23 protein-coding genes are annotated in these 20,316 nt (G+C 71.4%); 15 read left to right on the top strand and 8 right to left on the bottom strand.

All coding sequences use genetic code 11. The features are described from left to right. Position 1 precedes the first annotated feature (1 nt). Positions 2 to 2,431 (bottom strand): penicillin-binding protein, encoded by a 2,430-nt coding sequence (locus F0U47_RS04785; RefSeq protein ID WP_149749199.1) that lies wholly within the window; start codon positions 2,429 to 2,431, stop codon positions 2 to 4. Positions 2,432 to 2,658: 227 nt separating this feature from the next. On the opposite strand from F0U47_RS04785, the gene F0U47_RS04790 reads away from it, so the two are divergent. Continuing rightward, complete coding sequence (locus F0U47_RS04790) at positions 2,659 to 2,955, top strand: WhiB family transcriptional regulator (RefSeq protein ID WP_188111172.1); 297 nt, start codon at positions 2,659 to 2,661, stop codon at positions 2,953 to 2,955. Between the two features lie 15 nt (positions 2,956 to 2,970). Here F0U47_RS04790 and bagB read toward each other — a convergent pair whose 3' ends face one another. The 3 genes from bagB to F0U47_RS04805 are packed head-to-tail and all read right to left on the bottom strand — an operon-like array spanning position 2,971 to position 5,627. Continuing rightward, positions 2,971 to 4,161: an ArsA family ATPase gene (gene bagB, locus F0U47_RS04795; protein ID WP_149749201.1), complete on the bottom strand. Its 1,191-nt coding sequence runs from the start codon at positions 4,159 to 4,161 to the stop codon at positions 2,971 to 2,973. Between the two features lie 25 nt (positions 4,162 to 4,186). Next, on the bottom strand, positions 4,187 to 5,185 hold the full coding sequence (gene bagA / locus F0U47_RS04800) for an ATPase BagA (protein WP_149749202.1): 999 nt from the start codon (positions 5,183 to 5,185) through the stop codon (positions 4,187 to 4,189). 28 nt (positions 5,186 to 5,213) lie between these two features. Next, entirely contained in the window at positions 5,214 to 5,627 is a 414-nt protein-coding gene (locus F0U47_RS04805; protein ID WP_188111173.1) for a hypothetical protein, read from the bottom strand. A gap of 75 nt (positions 5,628 to 5,702) precedes the next feature. Between F0U47_RS04805 and sp36 the strand changes: the two genes are divergently transcribed. The 4 genes from sp36 to F0U47_RS04820 are packed head-to-tail and all read left to right on the top strand — an operon-like array spanning position 5,703 to position 8,019. Next, positions 5,703 to 5,858, top strand: a complete 156-nt coding sequence (gene sp36, locus F0U47_RS20990) for a Sp36 family protein (protein ID WP_162851546.1) — start codon at positions 5,703 to 5,705, stop codon at positions 5,856 to 5,858. Between the two features lie 3 nt (positions 5,859 to 5,861). After that, positions 5,862 to 6,323, top strand: coding sequence for a RidA family protein (locus F0U47_RS04810; protein WP_149749204.1), 462 nt, complete (start codon positions 5,862 to 5,864; stop codon positions 6,321 to 6,323). Next, complete coding sequence (locus F0U47_RS04815; RefSeq protein WP_246159450.1) at positions 6,320 to 7,201, top strand: NUDIX hydrolase; 882 nt, start codon at positions 6,320 to 6,322, stop codon at positions 7,199 to 7,201. Before F0U47_RS04810 ends, F0U47_RS04815 begins: the two co-directional genes overlap by 4 nt. Continuing rightward, entirely contained in the window at positions 7,198 to 8,019 is an 822-nt protein-coding gene (locus F0U47_RS04820; protein ID WP_246159451.1) for an MBL fold metallo-hydrolase, read from the top strand. Before F0U47_RS04815 ends, F0U47_RS04820 begins: the two co-directional genes overlap by 4 nt. A 59-nt stretch (positions 8,020 to 8,078) precedes the next feature. Here the strand turns inward: F0U47_RS04820 and F0U47_RS04825 are convergent, their stop codons facing one another. Then, complete coding sequence (locus tag F0U47_RS04825; RefSeq protein WP_149749205.1) at positions 8,079 to 8,438, bottom strand: DUF1330 domain-containing protein; 360 nt, start codon at positions 8,436 to 8,438, stop codon at positions 8,079 to 8,081. A 114-nt stretch (positions 8,439 to 8,552) separates the two neighbouring features. On the opposite strand from F0U47_RS04825, the gene F0U47_RS04830 reads away from it, so the two are divergent. Next, complete coding sequence (locus F0U47_RS04830) at positions 8,553 to 9,323, top strand: helix-turn-helix domain-containing protein (RefSeq protein WP_149749206.1); 771 nt, start codon at positions 8,553 to 8,555, stop codon at positions 9,321 to 9,323. 75 nt (positions 9,324 to 9,398) lie between these two features. Continuing rightward, positions 9,399 to 10,889: an NAD(P)-binding protein gene (locus F0U47_RS04835; protein WP_223162661.1), complete on the top strand. Its 1,491-nt coding sequence runs from the start codon at positions 9,399 to 9,401 to the stop codon at positions 10,887 to 10,889. A gap of 15 nt (positions 10,890 to 10,904) precedes the next feature. Here F0U47_RS04835 and F0U47_RS04840 read toward each other — a convergent pair whose 3' ends face one another. Both F0U47_RS04840 and F0U47_RS04845 read right to left on the bottom strand, forming a co-directional pair. Continuing rightward, positions 10,905 to 11,285, bottom strand: coding sequence for a YdeI/OmpD-associated family protein (locus F0U47_RS04840; protein WP_149749208.1), 381 nt, complete (start codon positions 11,283 to 11,285; stop codon positions 10,905 to 10,907). An 11-nt stretch (positions 11,286 to 11,296) separates the two neighbouring features. Next, on the bottom strand, positions 11,297 to 11,974 hold the full coding sequence (locus F0U47_RS04845) for a Crp/Fnr family transcriptional regulator (protein ID WP_149749209.1): 678 nt from the start codon (positions 11,972 to 11,974) through the stop codon (positions 11,297 to 11,299). A gap of 165 nt (positions 11,975 to 12,139) precedes the next feature. Here F0U47_RS04845 and nth point away from each other — a divergent pair, with 165 nt between their 5' ends. Genes nth through F0U47_RS04870 form a run of 5 tightly spaced genes read left to right on the top strand, consistent with a single transcriptional unit; the run spans position 12,140 to position 16,185 of the window. Continuing rightward, the gene (nth, locus tag F0U47_RS04850; protein WP_149749210.1) at positions 12,140 to 12,856 is read left to right on the top strand and encodes an endonuclease III; all 717 of its coding nucleotides are present in this window, start codon (positions 12,140 to 12,142) and stop codon (positions 12,854 to 12,856) included. After that, entirely contained in the window at positions 12,856 to 13,446 is a 591-nt protein-coding gene (locus F0U47_RS04855; RefSeq protein ID WP_149749211.1) for a TlpA family protein disulfide reductase, read from the top strand. Before nth ends, F0U47_RS04855 begins: the two co-directional genes overlap by 1 nt. After that, positions 13,443 to 14,204 (top strand): NUDIX hydrolase, encoded by a 762-nt coding sequence (locus F0U47_RS04860; RefSeq protein ID WP_246159452.1) that lies wholly within the window; start codon positions 13,443 to 13,445, stop codon positions 14,202 to 14,204. The genes F0U47_RS04855 and F0U47_RS04860 overlap by 4 nt, the downstream gene beginning before the upstream one ends. After that, entirely contained in the window at positions 14,204 to 15,385 is a 1,182-nt protein-coding gene (locus F0U47_RS04865) for a MarP family serine protease (RefSeq protein ID WP_149749212.1), read from the top strand. Before F0U47_RS04860 ends, F0U47_RS04865 begins: the two co-directional genes overlap by 1 nt. 26 nt (positions 15,386 to 15,411) lie before the next feature. After that, positions 15,412 to 16,185: an enoyl-CoA hydratase/isomerase family protein gene (locus F0U47_RS04870; RefSeq protein ID WP_149749213.1), complete on the top strand. Its 774-nt coding sequence runs from the start codon at positions 15,412 to 15,414 to the stop codon at positions 16,183 to 16,185. 6 nt (positions 16,186 to 16,191) lie between these two features. Here F0U47_RS04870 and F0U47_RS04875 read toward each other — a convergent pair whose 3' ends face one another. Next, positions 16,192 to 16,956 (bottom strand): hypothetical protein, encoded by a 765-nt coding sequence (locus F0U47_RS04875; RefSeq protein WP_188111199.1) that lies wholly within the window; start codon positions 16,954 to 16,956, stop codon positions 16,192 to 16,194. 70 nt (positions 16,957 to 17,026) lie between these two features. On the opposite strand from F0U47_RS04875, the gene F0U47_RS04880 reads away from it, so the two are divergent. The 3 genes from F0U47_RS04880 to F0U47_RS04890 all read left to right on the top strand — a co-directional run bounded on the left by F0U47_RS04880 (position 17,027) and on the right by F0U47_RS04890 (position 20,311). Then, on the top strand, positions 17,027 to 18,217 hold the full coding sequence (locus tag F0U47_RS04880; RefSeq protein WP_246159453.1) for an oxidoreductase: 1,191 nt from the start codon (positions 17,027 to 17,029) through the stop codon (positions 18,215 to 18,217). 160 nt (positions 18,218 to 18,377) lie between these two features. Next, complete coding sequence (locus F0U47_RS04885; protein WP_149749216.1) at positions 18,378 to 19,475, top strand: NAD(P)H-dependent amine dehydrogenase family protein; 1,098 nt, start codon at positions 18,378 to 18,380, stop codon at positions 19,473 to 19,475. Then, positions 19,472 to 20,311: an SDR family oxidoreductase gene (locus tag F0U47_RS04890; RefSeq protein ID WP_149749217.1), complete on the top strand. Its 840-nt coding sequence runs from the start codon at positions 19,472 to 19,474 to the stop codon at positions 20,309 to 20,311. Before F0U47_RS04885 ends, F0U47_RS04890 begins: the two co-directional genes overlap by 4 nt. The last annotated feature ends 5 nt before the right edge of the window (positions 20,312 to 20,316 follow it).

Raw genomic sequence — 20,316 nt, forward strand, 5'->3', positions numbered from 1 at the left:
GTCAGCCGCGACCACCGCCGCGACCACCGCCGTTGCCGTTGCCATTGCCATTGCCGTTCCCGTTGCCGTTGCCGTTGCCGCCACCGCCACCGCCGCCGCCACCGCCGCCGCCGCCGCCACCGTTGCCGCCGCCGTTCTGGTCGGGCTGCGGGGGCGGGGGAGGCGGCGTGCCGTCGGAGATGTAGATCGTCACCGTGTCGCCGGAGCCGAACTGCGCGCCCGCCCCGGGCGAGGTGTAGGCGACCAGGCCCTCGGCGTAGCCGGAGTCGACGTACCCGCCGTTGGCGACCGAGAAGCCCTCGGCCTCGAGCGTGGCGGTCGCCGTCTCGACGGACATGCCGCCGACGGACGGGACCAGGTTGAGCACGCCCGCGATGTCCTCCCCGGACGGGGTCACGAACGTCTCGTCCTCGAGGAAGGGCGCAACGGCGCGGAAGACGTCGCCCCAGATCGGCGCGGCGGTCTGGGACCCGGAGGTCTCGTAGTAGGTGACACCGCCGATGGTCTTGCCGTCGAGCGACTCGGGGTCGCCCACCTCGTTGACACCCGCCACGGCGACCGCGCCGGCCAGGTTGGGCGTGTAGCCGGCGAACCACACCGACTGGTTCGAGGTCGACGTACCGGTCTTGCCGGCCGCCTGCTGGCCCGGGTACTGGTCGTCGGCGAAGCCGCCCGGCTCGATCACGCCCCGGAGCACGTCGTTGACGGCGTCGGCGACCGGGCTCGGGAGCTCCTGCGTGCACTTCGGCTCGAAGTCCTTGAGCAGGTTGCCCTGGTTGTCCTCGATCTTGAGCACCGGCATCGGGTCGCAGTGCTTGCCGCGCGCGGCGAAGGTCGCGTAGGCCTCCGCGAGCTCGAGCGGGCTGGTGTCGGGAATGCCCAGCGTGAACGCCGGGACCATCTCGGACGCCGGGTCGGTCAGCCGGACGCCGAGGCGGCGGGCCAGGTTGTAGGGCTCGCACAGTCCGGTGCGCCGCTCCAGCTCGACGAAGAACGTGTTCACCGACAACTGCGTGCCGGTGTAGAGGTTGACCGTGTGCGAGGTGCTGTCGAAGTTCTTGAAGTCCTCGATCTCGGTGCTCTGGTAGGGGCCGTCGCAGGTCTCGAACTCGCTCAGGTCGAAGTTGCGGACCGCGGGCGCCTCGATCGTCGTGGTCAGCGGGATGCCCTGGTTGATGGCCGCAGCGAGCACGAAGGTCTTGAACGTCGAGCCCGGCTGGAAGCCGTTGGCCTTGCCGTACTCCTTCGGCACCGTGTAGTTGAGGAACGTCTGGCCCGGGCCCTTGCCGAGGTCGCGTGACTGGGCGAGCGCCTTCACCTCGCCGGTGCCGGGCTCGACCAGCGCCATCGCGCCGATCACGCCCTCCTGCGGGAAGACGTGGGAGGTGACCGACTCGTTGGCGGCGGTCTGGACGCGCAGGTCGACCGAGGTGGTGATCGTGAGGCCGCCGTTCTCGATCAGCCGCCAGCGCTCGCGGGGGGTGTCGCCGAGGCTGGGGTCCTGCTTCAGCCAGGCGATGACGTACTCGCAGAAGAACTGCGCGACGGAGTTGACGCAGCCGCGCTCCTTGCGCTGCACGTCGAGGTCGAGCGGCCGGGACTTGGCCTTCTCGGCCTGCTGGTCGCTGATGACGCTCAGCTCGGCCATCCGGTCGAGCACCACGTTGCGGCGCTCGCGGGCGCGGTCGGGGTTGTCCGTCGGGTCGAACGCACCGGGGCTCTGGACGATGCCGGCGAGCATCGCCGACTGACGCAGGTCGAGGTCCTTGGCATTGACGTTGAAGTAATGCTGGGCGGCGGCCTGGATGCCGTAGGCGCCATCACCGAAGTAGGCGGTGTTGAGGTAGCGCTCGAGGATCCAGTCCTTGGAGTACTTCTTCTCCAGGGCGATCGCGTAGCGCAGCTCACGGAGCTTGCGGGCGTAGGTGTCGTCGGTCGCGGCCCGGCGCTCCTCCTTGGTGTCGGCCTGGTTGAGGAGGGTCAGCTTCACCAGCTGCTGGGTGATCGACGAGCCGCCCTGGACGACGCCGTTGGCCGCCTGGTTGGTGAAGAGCGCGCGCAGCGTGCCCTTCACGTCCAGCGCGCCGTGCTGGTAGAAGCGGTAGTCCTCGATGGAGACGATCGCCTTGACCATGATCCGCGAGATCTGGCGCAGCGGGACGATCACCCGGTTCTGGTCGTAGATCGTCGCGATCGGGTCGCCGTTGTTGTCGAGGATCTCGGTCCGCTGCGGCAGGAGCTCGGTCTCCAGCTCCTGCGGCAGGTCGTCGATCGACTCCGACACGTTGCGGGCGGTGAACCCGAGGACCCCGGCGAACGGGATCGCCAGCCCGGACACCACGACGCCCAGGACGACGGAGACGAGCAGCATCACGCCGAGATGGGAGATCACCTTCGACGTGGGCAGACGGTCGGTCCTGGGGCGGGCCATGGCGTCAGGGTACGTGACGGACCCGCTCGCACCGGAGTCGGCGAACCCCCCGTGGGCAGGCCCGGTCGGGGGGTCACCACCCGGGGCGGCCTAGCCAAATGTGACTAGACAGGTTGCGCACAACGAGGGATGTGCCGGACCAGACCAGTACTTTACTTTGGATCCAACGAGGAGGAACCAGCGACGCTGTGGGGGTGTCGCCCTCCTTCGAATGACGGGGACACATCATGTGGGTAGACGATTGGGCACTGCGGGCGGCCTGTAGGACCGAGCAGCCGGACGAGCTGTTCGTGCGCGGCGCGGAGCAGAACAAGGCCAAGCAGGTTTGCGCCGGCTGTCCGGTACGCACCGAGTGCCTCGCCGAGGCTCTCGACAACCAGATCGAGTGGGGCGTCTGGGGTGGGATGACTGAGCGCGAGCGCCGTGCTCTGCTCCGCCGCCAGCCGCACGCCTCGTGGCGCAAGGTCCTGGAGACCGCGAGGGACCGCGAGATCGCGCGGACCACCGCCCAGGCACCTGCCTGACCCGACTGCCTGACCTCAGCGGCGACCGGCCTCGGCGAGCAGTTCGCCGATCCGCCGCAGCCGGTCGAGGTCGTGCACGTCGCCCGCGAGCGCGGGTACGACGGCCGTCGGCACCTGCGGGTGCGCGGCCGCGAACCGCTCCCGAAGCGTGCGCTCCCGCTCGACCAGGCGCACCTGGTCGGCGTGCAGCCGCAACAGGCCGGCCGTGACCGAGCCGTTGCCGTCCCGGCGGAGCCGGCCGGCGCCGGCCAGCGCGTCCTCGGCCGGGAGGCTGCTCTCGGGTGCCGGGCTCGCCCGGTTGACGATCAGCCCTGCCAGCGGCATGCCGTCCTCGCTCAGCCGCTCGACGAAGTACGCCGCCTCCCGGAGCGCGTCCGGCTCCGGCGCGGCCACGACCAGGAACGCGGTGCCGTCCGCCTGCAGCAGCGAGTAGGTCTTCTGCGCCCGCTGCCGGAACCCCCCGAACACCGTGTCGAGCGCAGAGACGAACATCTGCAGGTCCTTGAGGAACTGCGCGCCGAGGATCCGGGTGAGCGCGTTGGTGATGATGCTGAACCCCGCCGTCATCAGCTTGGCCGGCCCGCGTGCCGGCGCGAGCAGCAGCCGCACGAACCTCCCGTCGAGGAAGCTCGACAGCCGCTCCGGGGCGTCGAGGAAGTCGAGCGCCGACCGGGACGGAGGGGTGTCCACGACGATCAGGTCGTAGGTGCCCTCCTTCTGGGCGTCCCGGTGGATCTGGCCGAGCTTCTCCATCGCCATGTACTCCTGCGTGCCCGCGAACGAGCTCGAGAGCGCGATGTAGAACGGGTTGGCGAGGATCTGCTGGGCCTTCTCCGGGCTGGCCTGCGACTCGACCACCTCGTCGAAGGTGCGCTTCATGTCGAGCATCATCGCGTCGAGCCGGCCGTCGCCGACGACCCCCGTCACGGGGCGCGGGGTGTTGTCGAGCGCCTCGATGCCCATCGACTGGGCGAGCCGGCGGGCCGGGTCGATGGTGAGAACGACGACCTTCCGCCCCTGCTCCGCGGCCCGGAGTGCCAGTGCGGCCGACGTGGTCGTCTTGCCGACGCCGCCCGAGCCGCAGCACACGATGATGCCGGTGGCGGGGTCGGCCAGCAGCGCGTCCACGTCGAGCGGTCCCGCCTGCCGGGCGCGGGGTGAGGTCGGTCCGACCCGGGTCTGGTGCTCCGTCGTACGCCTCGCCATCACACCTGTCCTCGTCGCGTGGTGTTCATGCCATCCCCTGCTCGCGGAGCAGCCCGGCGAGCTCGTAGAGGGCGCCGAGGTCGACGCCACCCGCCATCCGGGGGAGCTCGTAGGTCGGCACCCCGAGATCGCCGACCACCCTCCGCTGTGCGTCCTCGAGCGCGCGGCGCTCGGCGTGCTCGCGCGCCTCGTGGAGCAGCCCGTCGACGAGCGCCGGCGTCACCTCGAGGCCGGCCGCCTTCACCTCCGACTCGATCCGCTCCCGGTCGAGGCTGCCGGCGCGGGCGGCGGCGAGGTCGTCGTAGGACAGGTCGCGCGGCCGCACCATGTTGACCACGACGCCGCCGACCGGCAGCTGCGCCTTCCGCAGCTCGGTGATCCCGTCGATGGTCTCCTGGACCGGCATCTCCTCCAGGAGCGTGACCAGGTGCACCGCGGTCTGCGGCGACTGGAAGAGCTTCATCATCGTGTCCGACTGCGCCTTGACCGGACCCACCTTCGCCAGCCCGCCGACCTCGCCGCCGACGTTGAGGAACTGGGTGATCCGGCCGGTCGGGGGAGCGTCGAGCACCACGGCGTCGTAGGTGATCGCGCCCTTGTTGCGGCTGTTGCGCTGGACCGCCTCGTAGACCTTGCCGCTCAGCAGCACGTCGCGCACGCCCGGCGCGATCGTCGTCGCGAACTCGATGACACCGAACCGGTCGAGCGCGCGGCCGGCGCGGCCGAGCCGGTAGTACATCGAGAGGTACTCCAGCAGCGCCGACTCCGCATCGATGTGGAGCGCGTGCACCACGCCCCGACCACCGTTGTCGTCGGGCAGGCCCGTCGTCAGCCGGCGCTCCTCGTAGGGGAGCGGGTCGACGTCGAACATCCGGGCGATGCCCTGGCGGCCCTCGACCTCGCAGAGCAGCACGTTGGTGCCCTTGTGGGCGAGGGCCAGCGCGAGCGCCGAGGCGACGGTCGACTTGCCGGTGCCACCCTTCCCGGTGACCACGTGCAGCTGAACCCTCGACCAGTCGCTCACCCGGGCAGCGTAGCGAGAGTGCGGTGGGCTAGGTCGAGAGCTTGTCCGCGATCACGACCCAGGTGAAGAACGAGATGCCCAGCAGCATCCCGACGTGGCCCAGGATCGACAGCGCCGGACCCTGCGCCCAGCTGTCACCGGTGGCGTCCGCGGCGTGCTTCCCCGGCCGCGACAGCCACCGCCCCAGGATCAGCAGCCCGATGGCGACCTCGACCCACCAGGCGACGAGGGCGATCACGCCCACCAGGTCGTCCGGCGAGGTCAGGTAGTAGATCCACACCGCCAGCGCCACTACGCCCATCACCGTGTGGGCGTTGACGATGCTCCTCGGCACCAGCGCGTGCCCCGACTGCTGGTTCTCGTTGGACAGCCGCATCCGGGTCAGGAGCACGACGACGGCAGCGAGGCCGGTCAGCATCCAGACGGCGTTGTCGAGGTTCACGGGTCGCATCGTGGCACACCTGTGAGGCCGACCACACCGAGCAGCGGCGCGGCGGTGCTGAGTAATGTGCCGGGCATGACCAAGTGGGAGTACCAGGTGGCGCCCGTCCTCAATCACGTCGCGGCGCAGATCCTCAACAACTTCGGCCAGGACGGGTGGGAGCTCGTGACGCTGGTGCCGGGGCAGGGCGGCAACGACATCGCCTACTTCAAGCGCCCGGCCGAGGGCTGAGGCGTGACCACCCCCGAGGAGCGGCTCGCGGAGCTCGGCCTCACGGTCCCGGAGGTGCCGGCGCCGGTCGCGGCGTACGTCCCCGCCGTGCAGGTGGGCTCGCTCGTCTACACCGCCGGCCAGCTGCCGATGCTCGACGGTGCGCTGATCGCGACCGGCAAGGTCGGTGCCGAGATCACGCCGGAGCAGGCCGGCGCGTGCGCGCAGCAGTGCGCGCTCAACGCGATCGCCGCGATCCGGTCGCTCGCAGGCGACCTGTCCAAGGTCCGCATCGTCAAGGTGGTCGCGTTCGTCGCCTCGACGCCCGACTTCACCGGCCAGCCGGCGGTCGCCAACGGGGCCTCTGAGCTCTTCGGCGCGGTGTTCGGCGACCACGGCGTGCACGCCCGGTCGGCGGTCGGCGTACCGGTGCTGCCGCTCGACGCCCCCGTCGAGGTCGAGGTCATCGCGGAGATCCTGAGTTGACCGGTACCCCGCCGGCGAAGGGCTTCGCCCGGATCCCGCTGCCGCAGAGCCTGGTCGACCAGGCCCGTGCCCACAGCGAGGGCACGACGGAGCCGGCCGAGCCCCGGAACGCCGCGACCGTTGTGCTCATGCGGGCCGGCGACGCGGGACCGGAGGTCTACCTCCTCCGTCGACACCGGGTGATGGAGTTCGCGGGCGGGATGGCGGTGTTCCCCGGCGGCGGGGTCGACCCGCGGGACTTCGACAGCTCGGTGGCGTGGGCCGGACCGTCGCCGACCGCGTGGGCGGAGCGCCTCGGCGTGGAGGAGGAGCTGGCGCGGGCGATCGTGTGCGCGGCGGTGCGGGAGACGTTCGAGGAGTCGGGCGTCCTGCTCGCCGGGGAGTCCGCCGACACCGTGGTCGCCGACACGACGGGTGCGGACTGGGAGACCGACCGCGAGGCGCTCGAGTCGCGCGAGCTGTCGATGACCGACTTCCTCACCCGGCGCGGGCTGGTGCTCCGCACCGACCTGCTGGGCGCCTGGTCGGGTTGGCTGACCCCGACGTTCGAGCCGCGCCGCTACCGCACGTGGTTCTTCGTGGCCGTGCTGCCGGAGGGCCAGGTGACCCGCGACGTGTCCACCGAGTCCACCGAGGTGCTGTGGCTGCCGGCGGCCGAAGCCCTCCGGCGGGCGGAGTCGGGCGAGCTGATGATGCTGCCGCCGACGTACCTCACCTGCCTGGAGGTGCTCCAGCACCCCGACCCGGACGCCGTGCTCGCCGCGGCGGGGGCGCGCGACGTGGCGATGTTCATGCCCGAGGTCGTCGCCGATGGCGAGGAGTTCGTGCTCTCCCGCCCGCCCCACCTCGACCCGCTGCTGAGGGAGCGGTTCGGGTGAGCGAGCCCTGGGCCGGAGGGGAGTACGGCGACCGCGGTCGCTGCGTGCTCGCACCCAACCCGGGGATCATGACCCTCGACGGGACCAACACCTGGGTGCTGCGCGAGCCCGGCGCCGACCGGTCGATCGTCGTGGACCCCGGTCCGCTCGACGACGGCCACCTCGACGCGGTCGCGGCGACGGCTGGGCAGGTGGACCTCGTCCTGGTGACCCACCACCACCTCGACCACACCGAGGCCGCACGTGACTTCGCGGAGCGGATGGGCTGCCGCGTACGCGCCCTCGATCCCACCCAGTGCTGGCGGTCGGACCCGGTCACCGACGGCGAGGTGCTCGACGTCGCCGGGCTGCGCGCCCAGGTCCTGACCACGCCCGGCCACACCGCCGACTCGGTCTCCCTGCTCATCGAAGCCGACCGGGCGCTGCTGACCGGCGACATGGTCCTCGGCCGTGGCACGACGGTGATCGTCCACCCCGACGGCGACCTCGGCGGCTACTTCGACTCGATCGCCAAGATGCGAGCGCTGGTCACCGACGGCCGCGTCGACACGCTGTGGCCGGCCCACGGCCCGGTGCTCCCGGACGCCGCCGGCGTGCTCGACCACTACGTCGTCCACCGGCGCGAACGCCTCGCCCAGGTGGAGTCCGCCCTGTCCGCGCTCGGGCTCTCCCCGGCCGATCTCCCGCCCGACGTCGCCGAGCACCCCACCCTGCCGCGCCAGGTCGTCGAGGTCGTCTACTCCGACGTCGACGAGTCCCTGTGGGGCGCGGCAGAGTGGTCGGTCCGGGCCCAGCTCGCCTATCTCGCCTCTCGTTGAATCGGGAGGTGTGGTGGGCCGAATCGGGACTTGTGGTGGGCCGAGTCGGCGTTGTGGTGTCAGCTCATGTTCGCGAGGGCCAGAACCTCGGGCACCTTCTCGATCGCCCGGTAGCCCTCGGGCACACCCTCGACCATCGCAGCGATCGACTGCGAGTGCTCGGTGCGCAGCGGCAGGATCGCCTGGTAGGCGGGCGACTCGTACCACTCCCGCGCGGCGTCGGACGACGGGAACTCGATGATCACGATCGCGCCGTCCCACTCGCCCTCGGCCGGGGTCAGCTCTCCGCCGTGGACGATGAAGTGGCCGCCGTACGGCGCCAGCGTCTCGTCGATCCGCTCGAGGTACTCCGCGATCTCCGGACCGAAGTCGACCTCGCGGAGGTAGGCGATGGCGTAGGCCTTGGTCCCCTTTGTCATGGGGGTGCTCCTCTCGATGGGTTGTCGGCCCCGATCAGACCCCGGAGCGGCGTCGGGCGTCGATGACCTCGGAGGTCATGTCCCCGCGCACCTGCAGTGGCTACGGTCGGCGGCATGACGCAAGCGATCGCGGCGACACACGTCGGCGAGCTGCTGCGCGGGTGGCGGCAGCGCCGCCACCTCTCGCAGCTCGACCTCGCGAGCCGGGCGGGCGTCTCGACCCGGCACCTCAGCTATGTCGAGACCGGCCGGTCACAGCCGACCAGTGCGATGATCCTGCGGCTCTGCCGCCACCTCGACGTACCCCTCCGGGAGCAGAACCGGATGCTGCTCGCCGGCGGCTTCGCCCCTGCCCACCCTGAGCACCAGCTGTCGGACCCGCCGATGGCCGAGGCCAACGCCGCCCTCGAGGCGATCCTGCAGGCCCATCTGCCCTACCCGGCTCTGGTGGTCGACCGGCACTGGGAGCTGGTCGCGGCCAACGACGCGGCCTTCGCCCTCTTGGACGGCATAGACGCCGACCTGCTCGAGCCGCCGGTCAACGTCATCCGGCTCTCGGTGCACCCTCGCGGGCTCGCGCCACGGATCGCCAACCTCGACGAGTGGCGTGGGGCTCTGGCCGCCCGTCTCCGGAGGGAGTACGACGTCACCGCGGACCCCGCGCTCGGCGAGCTCGCCGACGAGGTGGCGGGCGATCTCGACATCGTCCCGGCATCGGCCGCCCTCGTCGTACCCCTCCAGCTGCGGGCGGGCGACGCCGTCCTCTCGTTCATCTCGACGACCACCGTCTTCGGCACCCCCCGCGAGGTCACCCTGTCCGAGCTCGCGATCGAGGCGTTCTATCCCGCCGACGAGGCGACGCGGAAGGCACTCAACGGCGTCTGATTCGCTGTTCGGCTGATGCCATCGGCGCCCTCGCGCCACACTGGACGCACTCTCGGGACCGAGAGGAGGCTGTCCGTGTCAGCAACCGGGGACGAGTCGGTGATCAGGGCGGATGTGTGCGTGGTCGGCGCCGGCATCGCCGGACTGAACGCGCTGTACGTCGCCAGCCGATACCTGCGGCGCGACCAGAGGATCGTGCTCGTGGACCGCAACGATCGCGTCGGAGGCATGTGGGTCGACACCTACGACTACGTACGGCTCCACCAGCCGCACGCGTTCTTCACCGCCGGCGACGTCAAGTGGACCTTCGGCAAGCCGCCGGGGCACCTCTCCACCAAGACCGAAGTCCTCGACCACCTGCGCCACTGCCTCGACGAGGCCGCGAAGGCCGTACAGGTGACCGAGCTGTTCGGTCACGAGTTGGAGCGTGCGGAGGAGGACGGCGACGTCGTCGTCGCCACCTGCCGCGGCCGGGACGGCAGCCCCGTCCGGGTGGTGGCCGACAAGTTGATCAACGCCGTCGGGCTGAGCATCGAGGCGAACCCGTCGCTCGCCTTGTCGAGCAAGCGGGTGCGATCGGTCTCACCGGAGAACTGCGACATGCGTGACGGTCCGATCGCGGCCGACGACGCCCCGGTGTGGGTGATCGGGAGCGGCAAGACGGGCATGGACACCGTCCACGCGCTGATCACGAACCACCCGGGCCGCGACGTGAACCTGATCGCCGGCACGGGCACGTTCTTCGTCAACCGCGACCGGTTCTACCCGACGGGTGCGAGCCGGTGGTGGCGCGGCACGCGCCCCAACTGGTTCGTCGCGGAGATGGCCAACCGCTTCGACGGCACCAACGAGGCCGAGGTCGCCACCTGGGCCCGGGAGACGGCCGGCCTCTGGGCCACGCCTCGGGCGGACCACCTGTTCATCGGTCTGATCTCCGAGGCCGAGATCGAGCGCATCCGTGCGGGCCTCCGCCGGGTCGTGATGGACCACCTCGTCGATGCCGTCGATCCTGACAGCACCGACGGTCCGGTCCGGGTCATCCTCCGCAGCGGCGACCACGTCGACATCGAGCCAGGGAGCTGGATCGTCAACTGCACGAGCCACTTCGACTTCACCGGCCGGCCGACTGAGCCGCCCTACGTCTCGCCGAGCGGCCGGTCGGTCCGCATCGGGGCGACCGGCATGTTCGGGTTCTCCTCCTTCGCGGGCTACTTCCTGACCCACCTGCTGTTCCTCGACAAGATCACCACCGTGCCGCTCTACACGCTCGACGGGATCGCGCTGTTCCAGAGGTCGCCGCTGGCCGGGGTGACGGCGGCGATGACCCTCGCGCAGTACAACCTCGGACAGGTGGCCGACCACGTGCCCGCCAAGGTGTTCCAGCAGTGCGGGCTCGACTTCGACCGGTGGTATCCGTTGCCGAGGCGCTTCGCGGGGCAGGTGCAGTTCCTGGTCGCGCACAAACGGCGGCGCGCGCAGTACCGGCGAGCGCTCGACGTCGTGGGTGAGCGGTTCGGGATCGCGCACGGACCGGTGGTCGACGCGGAGGCGTCAGCCGTCGGGTGACGCGACGAAGCCGGCTCAGCTGCCGGCAGCGACCGCCGCGTCCCAGCGGCCGTCGGCCTTGGCGGCGTCGATCGCGGCGCGGCCGGCATCGGTCATCAGGCCTTCGCGCTCGAGGAGGGCGACCCGGGTGACGTTGGAGGGGGACCACTTGCTCTTCGGGCCGCGCGGGGTGAACCGGATGAACGTCGACTCCGCGTCCCGGCTGCGCGCCTGCCCGTCGATCCACCCGAAGCAGAGCGCCTCGAGCACGGCCTCCTCGTAGGCCAGCGCGGTCACCGTGCCGCCCTTCTTGGTCAGCACGACCCACGCCGCGGGCTGCGTCGCGTGGTTGTCGGCCAACCAGGCCCGCCACCCCGCCCGGTCGGGAACCAGGACCTCGTCACCGCTCAGTGCCATTCTCAGCAGGGTCAGCGGGCCCTGCGGGTCATCCGCTCCATGTCCATGATCACGACCGAGCGGGGCTCGAGGCGGAGCCAGCCGCGGGAGGCGAAGTCGGCGAGTGCCTTGTTGACCGTCTCGCGGGAGGCGCCGACCAACTGGGCGAGCTCCTCCTGGGTGAGGTCGTGGTGGACGTGCACGCCGTCGTCGGCCGAGCGGCCGAAGCGCTCGGCGAGGTCGAGGAGCGCCTTGGCGACACGACCGGGGACGTCGGAGAACACCAGGTCCGCGACGACGTCGTTGGCCTTGCGCAGCCGGCCGGCGAGCTGGGTGAGGAGGCCGCGGGCGACGGCGGGCCGGCCGTCGAGCCAGCGGAGGAGGTCCTCGTGCGACAGCGAGACGAACTCGGCGTCGGTCACCGCGGTCACCGTGGCCGAGCGCGGGCCGGGGTCGAAGAGCGAGAGCTCGCCGAACATCGAGCCGGGTCCGAGGATCGCCAGCAGGTTCTCGCGGCCGTCGGAGGAGGTGCGGCCGAGCTTCACCTTGCCGTCGAGGACGATGTAGAGCTTGTCCCCGCTGTCGCCCTCGTGGAACAGCACCTCGCCGCGGCGCAGTCGGGTCTCGGACATGGACGACCGGAGGGCCGACGCAGCCTCGTCGTCGAGCGCGCTGAACAGCGGGGCCTGACGGAGCACGTCGTTGTCCACGATTCCTCCAAGGAATAGGTACGGCGGAACCGGTCCACCCAGGCGAGACCGATCCAAGCGTGGCGCATGGCACGCCGCGTCAGGCCGCATCCTAGCCAGTGGGCCAGGTCACACCTAGCCAACGCGGCTCGCTGCGTGGTCGGCGGCTACCCGTAGGCTGACCGCGTGCGGGCGATCACGACGGAGGCCGAGACGCCGACCGGTCTCATCCGCCGGGCGCGCAAGATCGACCGCGTGCTGGCCCAGACCTATCCCGACGCCAAGTGCGAGCTCGACTTCGACAACCCGTTCGAGCTGCTCGTCGTCACCGTGCTCAGCGCGCAGACCACGGACAAGCGGGTCAACATCGTCCGGCCGACGCTCTTCGCCGCCTATCCCGACGCCAGGGCCATGGCCGCCGCCGACCGCGCCCACCTCGAGCAGATCATCGGGCCGCTGGGCTTCTTCCGGGCCAAGACCGAGTCCCTGCTCAAGCTCAGCGCCACGCTCGTCGAGCGCCACAACGGTGAGGTCCCGCAGCGGATGGAGGACCTGGTCGCACTCCCGGGCGTCGGCCGCAAGACCGCCAACGTGGTGCTCGGCAACGCCTTCGGCATCCCTGGCATCACCGTCGACACCCACTTCGGCCGGCTCATCCGCCGCTTCGGGTGGACCGAGGAGACCGACCCGGTCAAGGCGGAGCACGCGGTCGGCGCACTCTTCCCCAAGCGGGACTGGACGATGCTCAGCCACCACCTGATCTGGCACGGCCGGCGCGTCTGCCACGCCAAGAAGCCGGCGTGCGGCGCCTGCTCGGTCGCGCGGTGGTGCCCGGCCTACGGCACGGGCCCGACCGATCCCGTCGAAGCGGCGAAGCTGGTCCGCACCGAGGGGCCCAACTGATGCGGGCAGCGGTGCTGGTCGCGATCACGGTGCTCCTCGCCGGCTGCGACCAAGGTGAGACGGCTGCGTCGTGCAGCATCGACGTCGACACGCAGGAGCTGCGTGAGCTCAAGGCCTCGGCGGCGATCGAGGACTGTCCGCCCGGCGGCGGCGACGCCGACCTCCCCGACGTCGAGCTGGCCTGCTTGGGCGGCGGGACCGCCGGATCCCTCGCCGAGGTCGAAGGTCCGGCTCTCATCAACTTCTGGGCGTCCAACTGCGGACCGTGCGTCAAGGAGATGCCGGCGCTGGCCGAGTTCGACGAGCAGTACGGCGACCAGGTGGCCGTCCTCGGCGTCGACTACCTGGAGACCTACCCCGGTGCTGCTCTCGAGCTGGCGAAGCGCAGCGGCGTGACCTACCCGTCGTTCGCCGATCCCTGCGGTGACCTGCAGGAGAGCGACCTGGTCCTCCCCGGTCTGCCGGTCTTCGTGTTCGTCAGCGCGGACGGCTCGGTCGCGCAGTCCGCAGGTGGTGTCGAGTCCGTCGAGGAGATCGTCGAGCTCACCGAGAAGCACCTCGACGTCGAGCTGGAGCAGGAGCCGGCGTGACCGACCAGCCCGCGTACGCCGTACCCGACGACCTGCCTGACTGGCTGCGTCCGGTCGCGGAGGCCGCCCAGGCGATCGAGGGCAGCGACCTGACGGCGTTCCTGCCGCCGCCGGGGTCGAACCCGCGCCGCGGTGCGGTCCTCATGCTCTTCGGCGAGACGGACGGCCGGGGTGACCTGCTGCTGACCGAGCGGGCCCACGACATGCGCTCGCACCCCGGCCAGGTCTCGTTCCCGGGCGGGACGATCGACCCCGGCGAGTCCGCGGTCGAGGCCGCCCTGCGCGAGGCGCAGGAGGAGATCGGCGTCGACCCCTCCGCCGTCGAGGTCTTCGGCGCCCTCCCCGAGCTGTGGCTGCCGCCGTCGAACTTCGCGGTGACCCCGGTGCTCGGCTGGTGGCGCGACCCCCACCCGGTCGAGGTCGCCTCGCCCGACGAGGTGCACGAGATCCACCACGTCGTGCTCGACGAGCTGTTCAGGGCCGACCGCCGGATCGCCGTACGCCACCCGAGCGGCTGGACCGGTCCCGGCTTCCTCATCGGCGAGGACCGCGACGTCATCCTGTGGGGCTTCACCGGCGGGATCATCACCCGCTTCTTCGACTACCTCGGCTGGCTGCCGCCGGTGACCGACCCGCCGGTCCACGAGCTGCCCGACTACATGCTGGCGGAGTACCAACGCCGCGTCGACGACGCGGAGGGTGGCGACGAGCCCGACAGTCTCGACATCCTGGAGCCGGACGAGCGAGGGGGCGCGTGATGGGACTCAACCTGCTCGACTGGCTGCTCGTGGTGTTGGTCCTCGTCTACGCCCTCTCCGGCTACTGGCAGGGGTTCGTCACCGGAGCCTTCGCGACGGTCGGGCTGCTGCTGGGGGGCCTGTTCGGCATCTGGCTGGCTCCGGTGGTCCTCGGCGGCGCGAGCCCGTCGCTCGGCGTCTCCCTGGGCGCCCTCTTCATCGTGATCCTCGGCGCGTCGCTGGGCCAGGCGCTGCTGCAGTACGCCGGCGCCCGGGTCCGTGAGCGGATCACCTGGCAACCGGTGCGGGCGGTCGACGCGATCGGCGGCGCGGCTCTGTCCGCGGTGGCCGTGCTCCTCGTCGCCTGGGCGCTCGGATACGCGATCTCCGGCACCCGGATCGGCCCGGTCACCGAGCAGGTCCGCAGCTCGTGGGTGCTCGGCCGCGTCAACACCGCGCTGCCGGCGTCGGCGCCCAACGTGCTGCAGGCGTTCAACCACGTGGTCGGCATGGGGTTCTTCCCCCGCTACCTCGAGCCGTTCTCGCCGGAGCGGATCGTCGAGGTCGCGCCGGGCCCGAACAAGCTGAAGAACGACGCCCAGGTGCTCGGGACCGAGGACAGCATCCTCAAGATCCGCGGCTCCAACGACTGCGGTCGCGGCGTCGAGGGCACCGGGTTCGTCTTCGCTCCCAACAAGGTGATGACGAACGCTCACGTCGTGGCCGGCGTCGACGACCCCGAGGTCGAGATCGACGGCGGCACCGAGCTGGCCCGGGTCGTGCTCTACGACCCCGACCTCGACGTCGCGGTGCTCAGCGTCGACACCGGCAACGCGCCGATCCTGCAGTTCGACGAGTCGCTCGGGGCCGAGGACGCGGTGGCGATCGTCGGCTACCCGCAGGACGGGCCGTTCGACGTCCAGCCGGGCCGGATCCGCGACAACCCGACCCTGCGCTCGCCCGACATCTACGGCGCAGGCACCGTCCTGCGCGACGTCTTCTCGCTGCGCGGCCTGGTCCGCCCCGGCAACTCCGGCGGTCCGATCATCACGCCGTCCGGCGACGTCGGCGGCGTGGTCTTCGCCGCGTCCGTCGAGGACCCCGACACCGGCTACGCCCTCACCGCGCAGCAGGTCGCCGACAGCGCCGACGAGGGTCGCACCAGCAACACCGAGGTCGACACCCAGGACTGTGCCGCGTAGACGCTCGCCCCACCGGAAGGACCCCCATGCCTGACAAGTACGTCGACTACGCCTTTGCCGACGGGGCGGCCCGGATCACGCTCGTCGCCGCCGACAGCGGCAACCCGATCGCCCCGGACCCGGTCGAGCAGCTCCACGCCGCCGTCCTCCGCGCCAAGGCCGACGGCGCCCGCGTGATCGTGCTCGCGGCCGAGGGCCGGTTCTTCTCCGTCGGTGGCGACCTCGGCATCTTCTCGGACGCCGACGACCCGGGCGCGCTGCTCCTCGACCTCGCCGAGTCGGTCCACCGGGTCATCACCGAGCTGGTCCGCGGCGACGCGGTCGTGGTGAGCGTCGTCCAGGGCACCGCAGCCGGTGGGGGCTTCCCGCTCGCGGCGGCCGCCGACGTCGTCCTCGCGGCCGACACCGCGAAGTTCAGCCTCGCCTACGCGAAGGTCGGGCTCAGCCCCGACTGCGGCGGCAGCCTGCTCGTGCACACGCTGGGGCTCCACCGTGTGCTGCGGCTCGCGCTGCTGGGCGACCTGCTGACCGCCCAGGAGGCCTACGACGCGGGGCTGGTGGCGCGCGTCGTACCCGCTGCGGACCTGGCTGCAACCGCCGACGACCTCGTCGCGACGCTGCTGGCCGGCTCGCCCGAGGCGTTCGCTGCCGCCAAGCGCCTGGTGCGCGACGCGGCGGACGCCACGACTGAGTCGGCGCTGCGGCGCGAGGCGCAGTCGATCAGCGCGCTCGCCGGCTCGCCGAACGGCCGGGAGGGCATCGCCGCCTTCCTCGAGAAGCGGGCGCCCCGGTTCTCCTGACGGCGCTCAGGCGGGCGCCGGCGCAGTGGTCGCATCGGGCTCCTCGCCCTCGGCGACGGCGGCGAGGCGGTCGACCGCGATCTCGGCCCAGGTGGCGTGCTCCGTCGGCCGCTCCTGGGTGTCGATCGTGGCCACGGTGCCGATGTTCGGACCGAGCCGGACGCTGGTCCACTCGATGAAGATCTCCACCGGGTCGCCGCCCGGCTGGGTGAGCGTGCCGGTGGCGGAGGCGTGGAACTGGTCGTCGACGTCGTCGAGGGTCGCGGAGTCGTCGAAGACCATCGCGAGGTCCCAGATGACGCCCTCCTCGTCGGTGTCGGTGATCGTGGTGCACGCAGCGAGGACGGTCTGGACCTGGTCGAACACCGCTGCGATCGCCGTCTCGTCGTCGTAGGCCGTCACCGAGCTCTCGACGAAGGGCAGCTCCGCGTCGCCGTACGCGAACTCCGTGCCGGCCTTGGCCTTCTCGGGCAGCCCGTCGGTCAGCGCGTCGATGTCACCGAAGCAGCCGGGTCCGGACGAGTCGTCCTCGGACGACGGCGTCGAGGTCCAGCCCTCGCCGATGTTGTCCTCCTGGAGGACCGCCTCGCTGATCTGCTCCTCGGTCAGCGGCGCGACCGCGACGTCGCTGTCGTCGTCCTCCGCGTCGGAGTCGGCGTCCCCGTCGTCGCTGCACCCGGCGGCGAGCGCGGAGACGAGCGCCGCGACGGCGACGGGCGCGAGGGCGCGGGCCATGGCACGACGCGGGCGGAAGACAGCGGTACGACGCACGGGGACCTCCGGGGACAGGGTGAGGCTGAATCAAACCACGCTCAGAAGTAGAACAGGTTACAGTTCTGGGGTGATCCCGTCGGTGTTCAGTCCGGTCGACCTCGGCCCGGTGCGACTGCGCAACCGCACGGTCAAGGCCGCGACCTTCGAGGGCCGGACCCCGTACGGCGAGGTCACCGACGAGCTCGTCGACTACCACCTCGCCCCTGCCCGCGGCGGGATCGGGCTGACCACGGTCGCCTACCTCTCCGTCGCGCCGGAGGGCCGCACGCACGCGGAGCAGATCGTGGTCTCGCCGCGCACGCGCGCAGGGCTTTCGCGGCTGACCGCTGCGGTCCACGCCGAGGGAGCCGCCGCCGCGGCCCAGGTCGGTCACGCCGGCCCGGTCGCCAACGGCCGGTCCAACGGCGTCCGCGCGATCTCGGCGAGCGCGATGCCCAGCCCGCTGTCGATGCAGATGATCGCGGCGGCGAGCGAGAAGGACCTGACCCGGGTGACGCGGGCGTACGTCGACGCCGCTCGGGTCCTGGTGGCCGCCCGGTTCGACGTCCTCGAGCTGCACATGGCCCACAGCTACCTGATCTCCTCCTTCCTCGCGCCCGGCCTCAACCGCCGCAAGGACCGCTGGGGCGGGCCGCTCGAACGGCGGGCCCGGCTCGCCCGGCAGGTCGCGCGCGCCGTACGCGAGGAGGTCGGCGACGCCGTCGCCCTGACCGCGAAGGTGTCGGTCTCGGACGGGTTCCGCGGCGGGGTCACGACCGACGAGGGGGTCGCGTTCGCCCGGCTGCTCGAGGCCGACGGCCACCTCGACGCGCTCCAGCTGTCCGGCGGCTCCTCCCTGATGAACCCGATGTACCTCTTCCGCGGCGAGACCCCGGTCGCCGAGTTCGCCGCGGCGATGCCGACGGTCGTCCGGTGGGGCATGCGGACGCCGGTCGGCCGCAGCTTCCTCAAGCGCTACGCCTTCGAGGAGGCCTACTTCAAGGAGAAGGCGATGCGGTTCCGCCAGGAGCTGTCGATGCCGCTGATGCTGCTCGGCGGCATCAACCGGCTCGACACCATGGAGCAGGCGATGGCCGACGGGTTCGACTTCGTGGCGATGGGGCGCGCGGTCCTCCGGGAGCCGGACCTGGTGAACCGGCTCCAGGCCGGCGTCGTGCAGGAGGGGATCTGCACCCACTGCAACCGGTGCATGCCGACGATCTACACCGGCACCCGCTGCGTGGAGTGGTCGCCGGGCGAGGCGATCCCGGTCGTGTGACCTGGGCCGGGGCGCGCGCGGCCGGCGGGTCCTGTAACTACGTGTTATGGCCACTACCCGGGTGGTCGACCACCCGGGTATTGGCCATAACACGTAGTTACATGCCCGCTCCACCGCCGCGCCCATTCCCAGGAACTAGAACGTGTTCTACTCTGTGCCCATGCCGCAGGTCATCCCCGAGAAGCCCCTCCGTGTCGTCGTCTGGTCCACCGGGACCATCGGGCGGCACGCCATCGCCGGCGTGGACGCCCATCCGGACCTCGAGCTGGTCGGGGTCTGGACCTCGACGCCGGCCAAGCACGGGAAGGACGCGGGGGAGCTGGCCGAGCTCGGGCGCGAGCTCGGCATCAAGGCCACGACGGACCGCGACGAGCTGATCGCCCTGCGGCCGGACTGCATCGTGCACGGCGCGATGACCGACGACCGGGTGTTCGAGTCGATCGACGACCTGACCGGGTTCATCCGGGACGGCGTCAACGTGGTGTCGAGCGGGCCGGTCATCCTGCTGCACCGCATGGGCACCCTGCCCGACGAGATGATCGCGGACATCGACGAGGCGGGGCGGCAGGGGAACGCCAGCCTGCACGTCAACGGCATCGACCCCGGCTTCGCGAACGACGTGCTGCCGCTGGTGATGACCAGCCTCAGCCAGCGGATCGATCACATCAGGGTCAGCGAGATCGCCGACTACTCGACGTACTACCAGCCCGTCGTCATGCGCGACCTGTTCGGGTTCGGGCAGCCGATGGACGCCAAGCCGATGCTGTGGGAGCCCGGCATCCTGTCCACGGCGTGGGGCCCGGTCGTGCGCGTGATCGCCGCCGGGCTCGGGGTCACCCTCGACGAGCCGCTGGTCGAGCAGGTCGACCGCCGGCCGGCGCCGCGCTCGGTGAGCACCGTCTCCGTCGACATCGAGGAGGGGACGATGGGCTCGGTGCTCTTCCGCGTCGTCGGCATCGTCGACGGCGTCCCGCGGATCACCCTCGAGCACGTCACCCGCACCGACGCCGAGGCCGAGCCCGAGTGGCCCCGACCGCTCGAGGGCGACGGCTGCTACCGGATCGAGATCACGGGGGAGCCGGCGATGAAGGTGGAGTTCACCCACCACGGCGAGCACGGCGACCACAACGTCTCGGGGATGATCGTCACCGCCCAGCGGCTGGTGAACGCGGTCCCGGCCGTCGTCGCCGCCGAGCCCGGCCTGGTCACGGCGCTGGACCTGCCGCTCGTCACCGGCCGGGGACTGGTGAGCAAGTGAGCATCCTCGACAGGTTCCGCCTCACCGACCACGTCGCCGTCGTCACCGGCGCCGGCCGCGGGATCGGCGCAGCGACGGCGGTCGCGCTCGCGGAGGCGGGCGCGGACGTGGTGATCTCGGCCCGCACCGAGGACCAGCTCGAGCAGGTCGCGGAGCGGATCCGGGGCGCAGGGAGGCGGGCCGTCGTCGTTGCGGCCAACCTGGCGCACACCGACGCCGTCGCCGGCCTCGCGCAGGCGGCGTACGACGAGCTCGGGCGGCTCGACGTCGTCGTCAACAACGTCGGCGGCACCATCCCCAACGCCTTCCTCGACACCGACGTGGACTACCTCGAGGAGGCCTTCCACTTCAACGTCGCCACCGCGCACGCGCTGACCCGCGCCGCCGTGCCGCTGATGCTCGCGTCGCTCGGCGACCCCGAGGAGCAGCGGCAGAAGTCGGTCGTCAGCATCAGCTCCACGATGGGCCGGACCGCCGGCCGCGGCTACCTCGCCTACGGCACGGCGAAGGCGGCGCTCGCACACTGGTCCCGGCTCGCCGCGACCGACCTGGCGCCGCGGATCCGCGTCAACGGGATCTACGTCGGCTCGGTGATGACGAGCGCGCTGGAGTTCGTCGCCGGCGACCCGCAGATGAAGCAGCAGCTGGAGCACGGCACGCCGCTGGGCCGGATCGGCGAGCCCGAGGACATCGCGGCGGCGGCGCTCTACCTCGCGTCGCCGGCGGGGAAGTACGTCACCGGCAAGATCCTCGAGGTCGACGGCGGTCTGCAGGGCCCGAACCTCGACCTGGGCCTGCCCGACCTCGCCCCGGACGCCGTGACAGCCCCTCAGTAGGGTGC

Origin of the sequence: Nocardioides antri (genome assembly GCF_008373765.1) — a bacterium.
Lineage (GTDB): Bacteria > Actinomycetota > Actinomycetes > Propionibacteriales > Nocardioidaceae > Nocardioides > Nocardioides antri.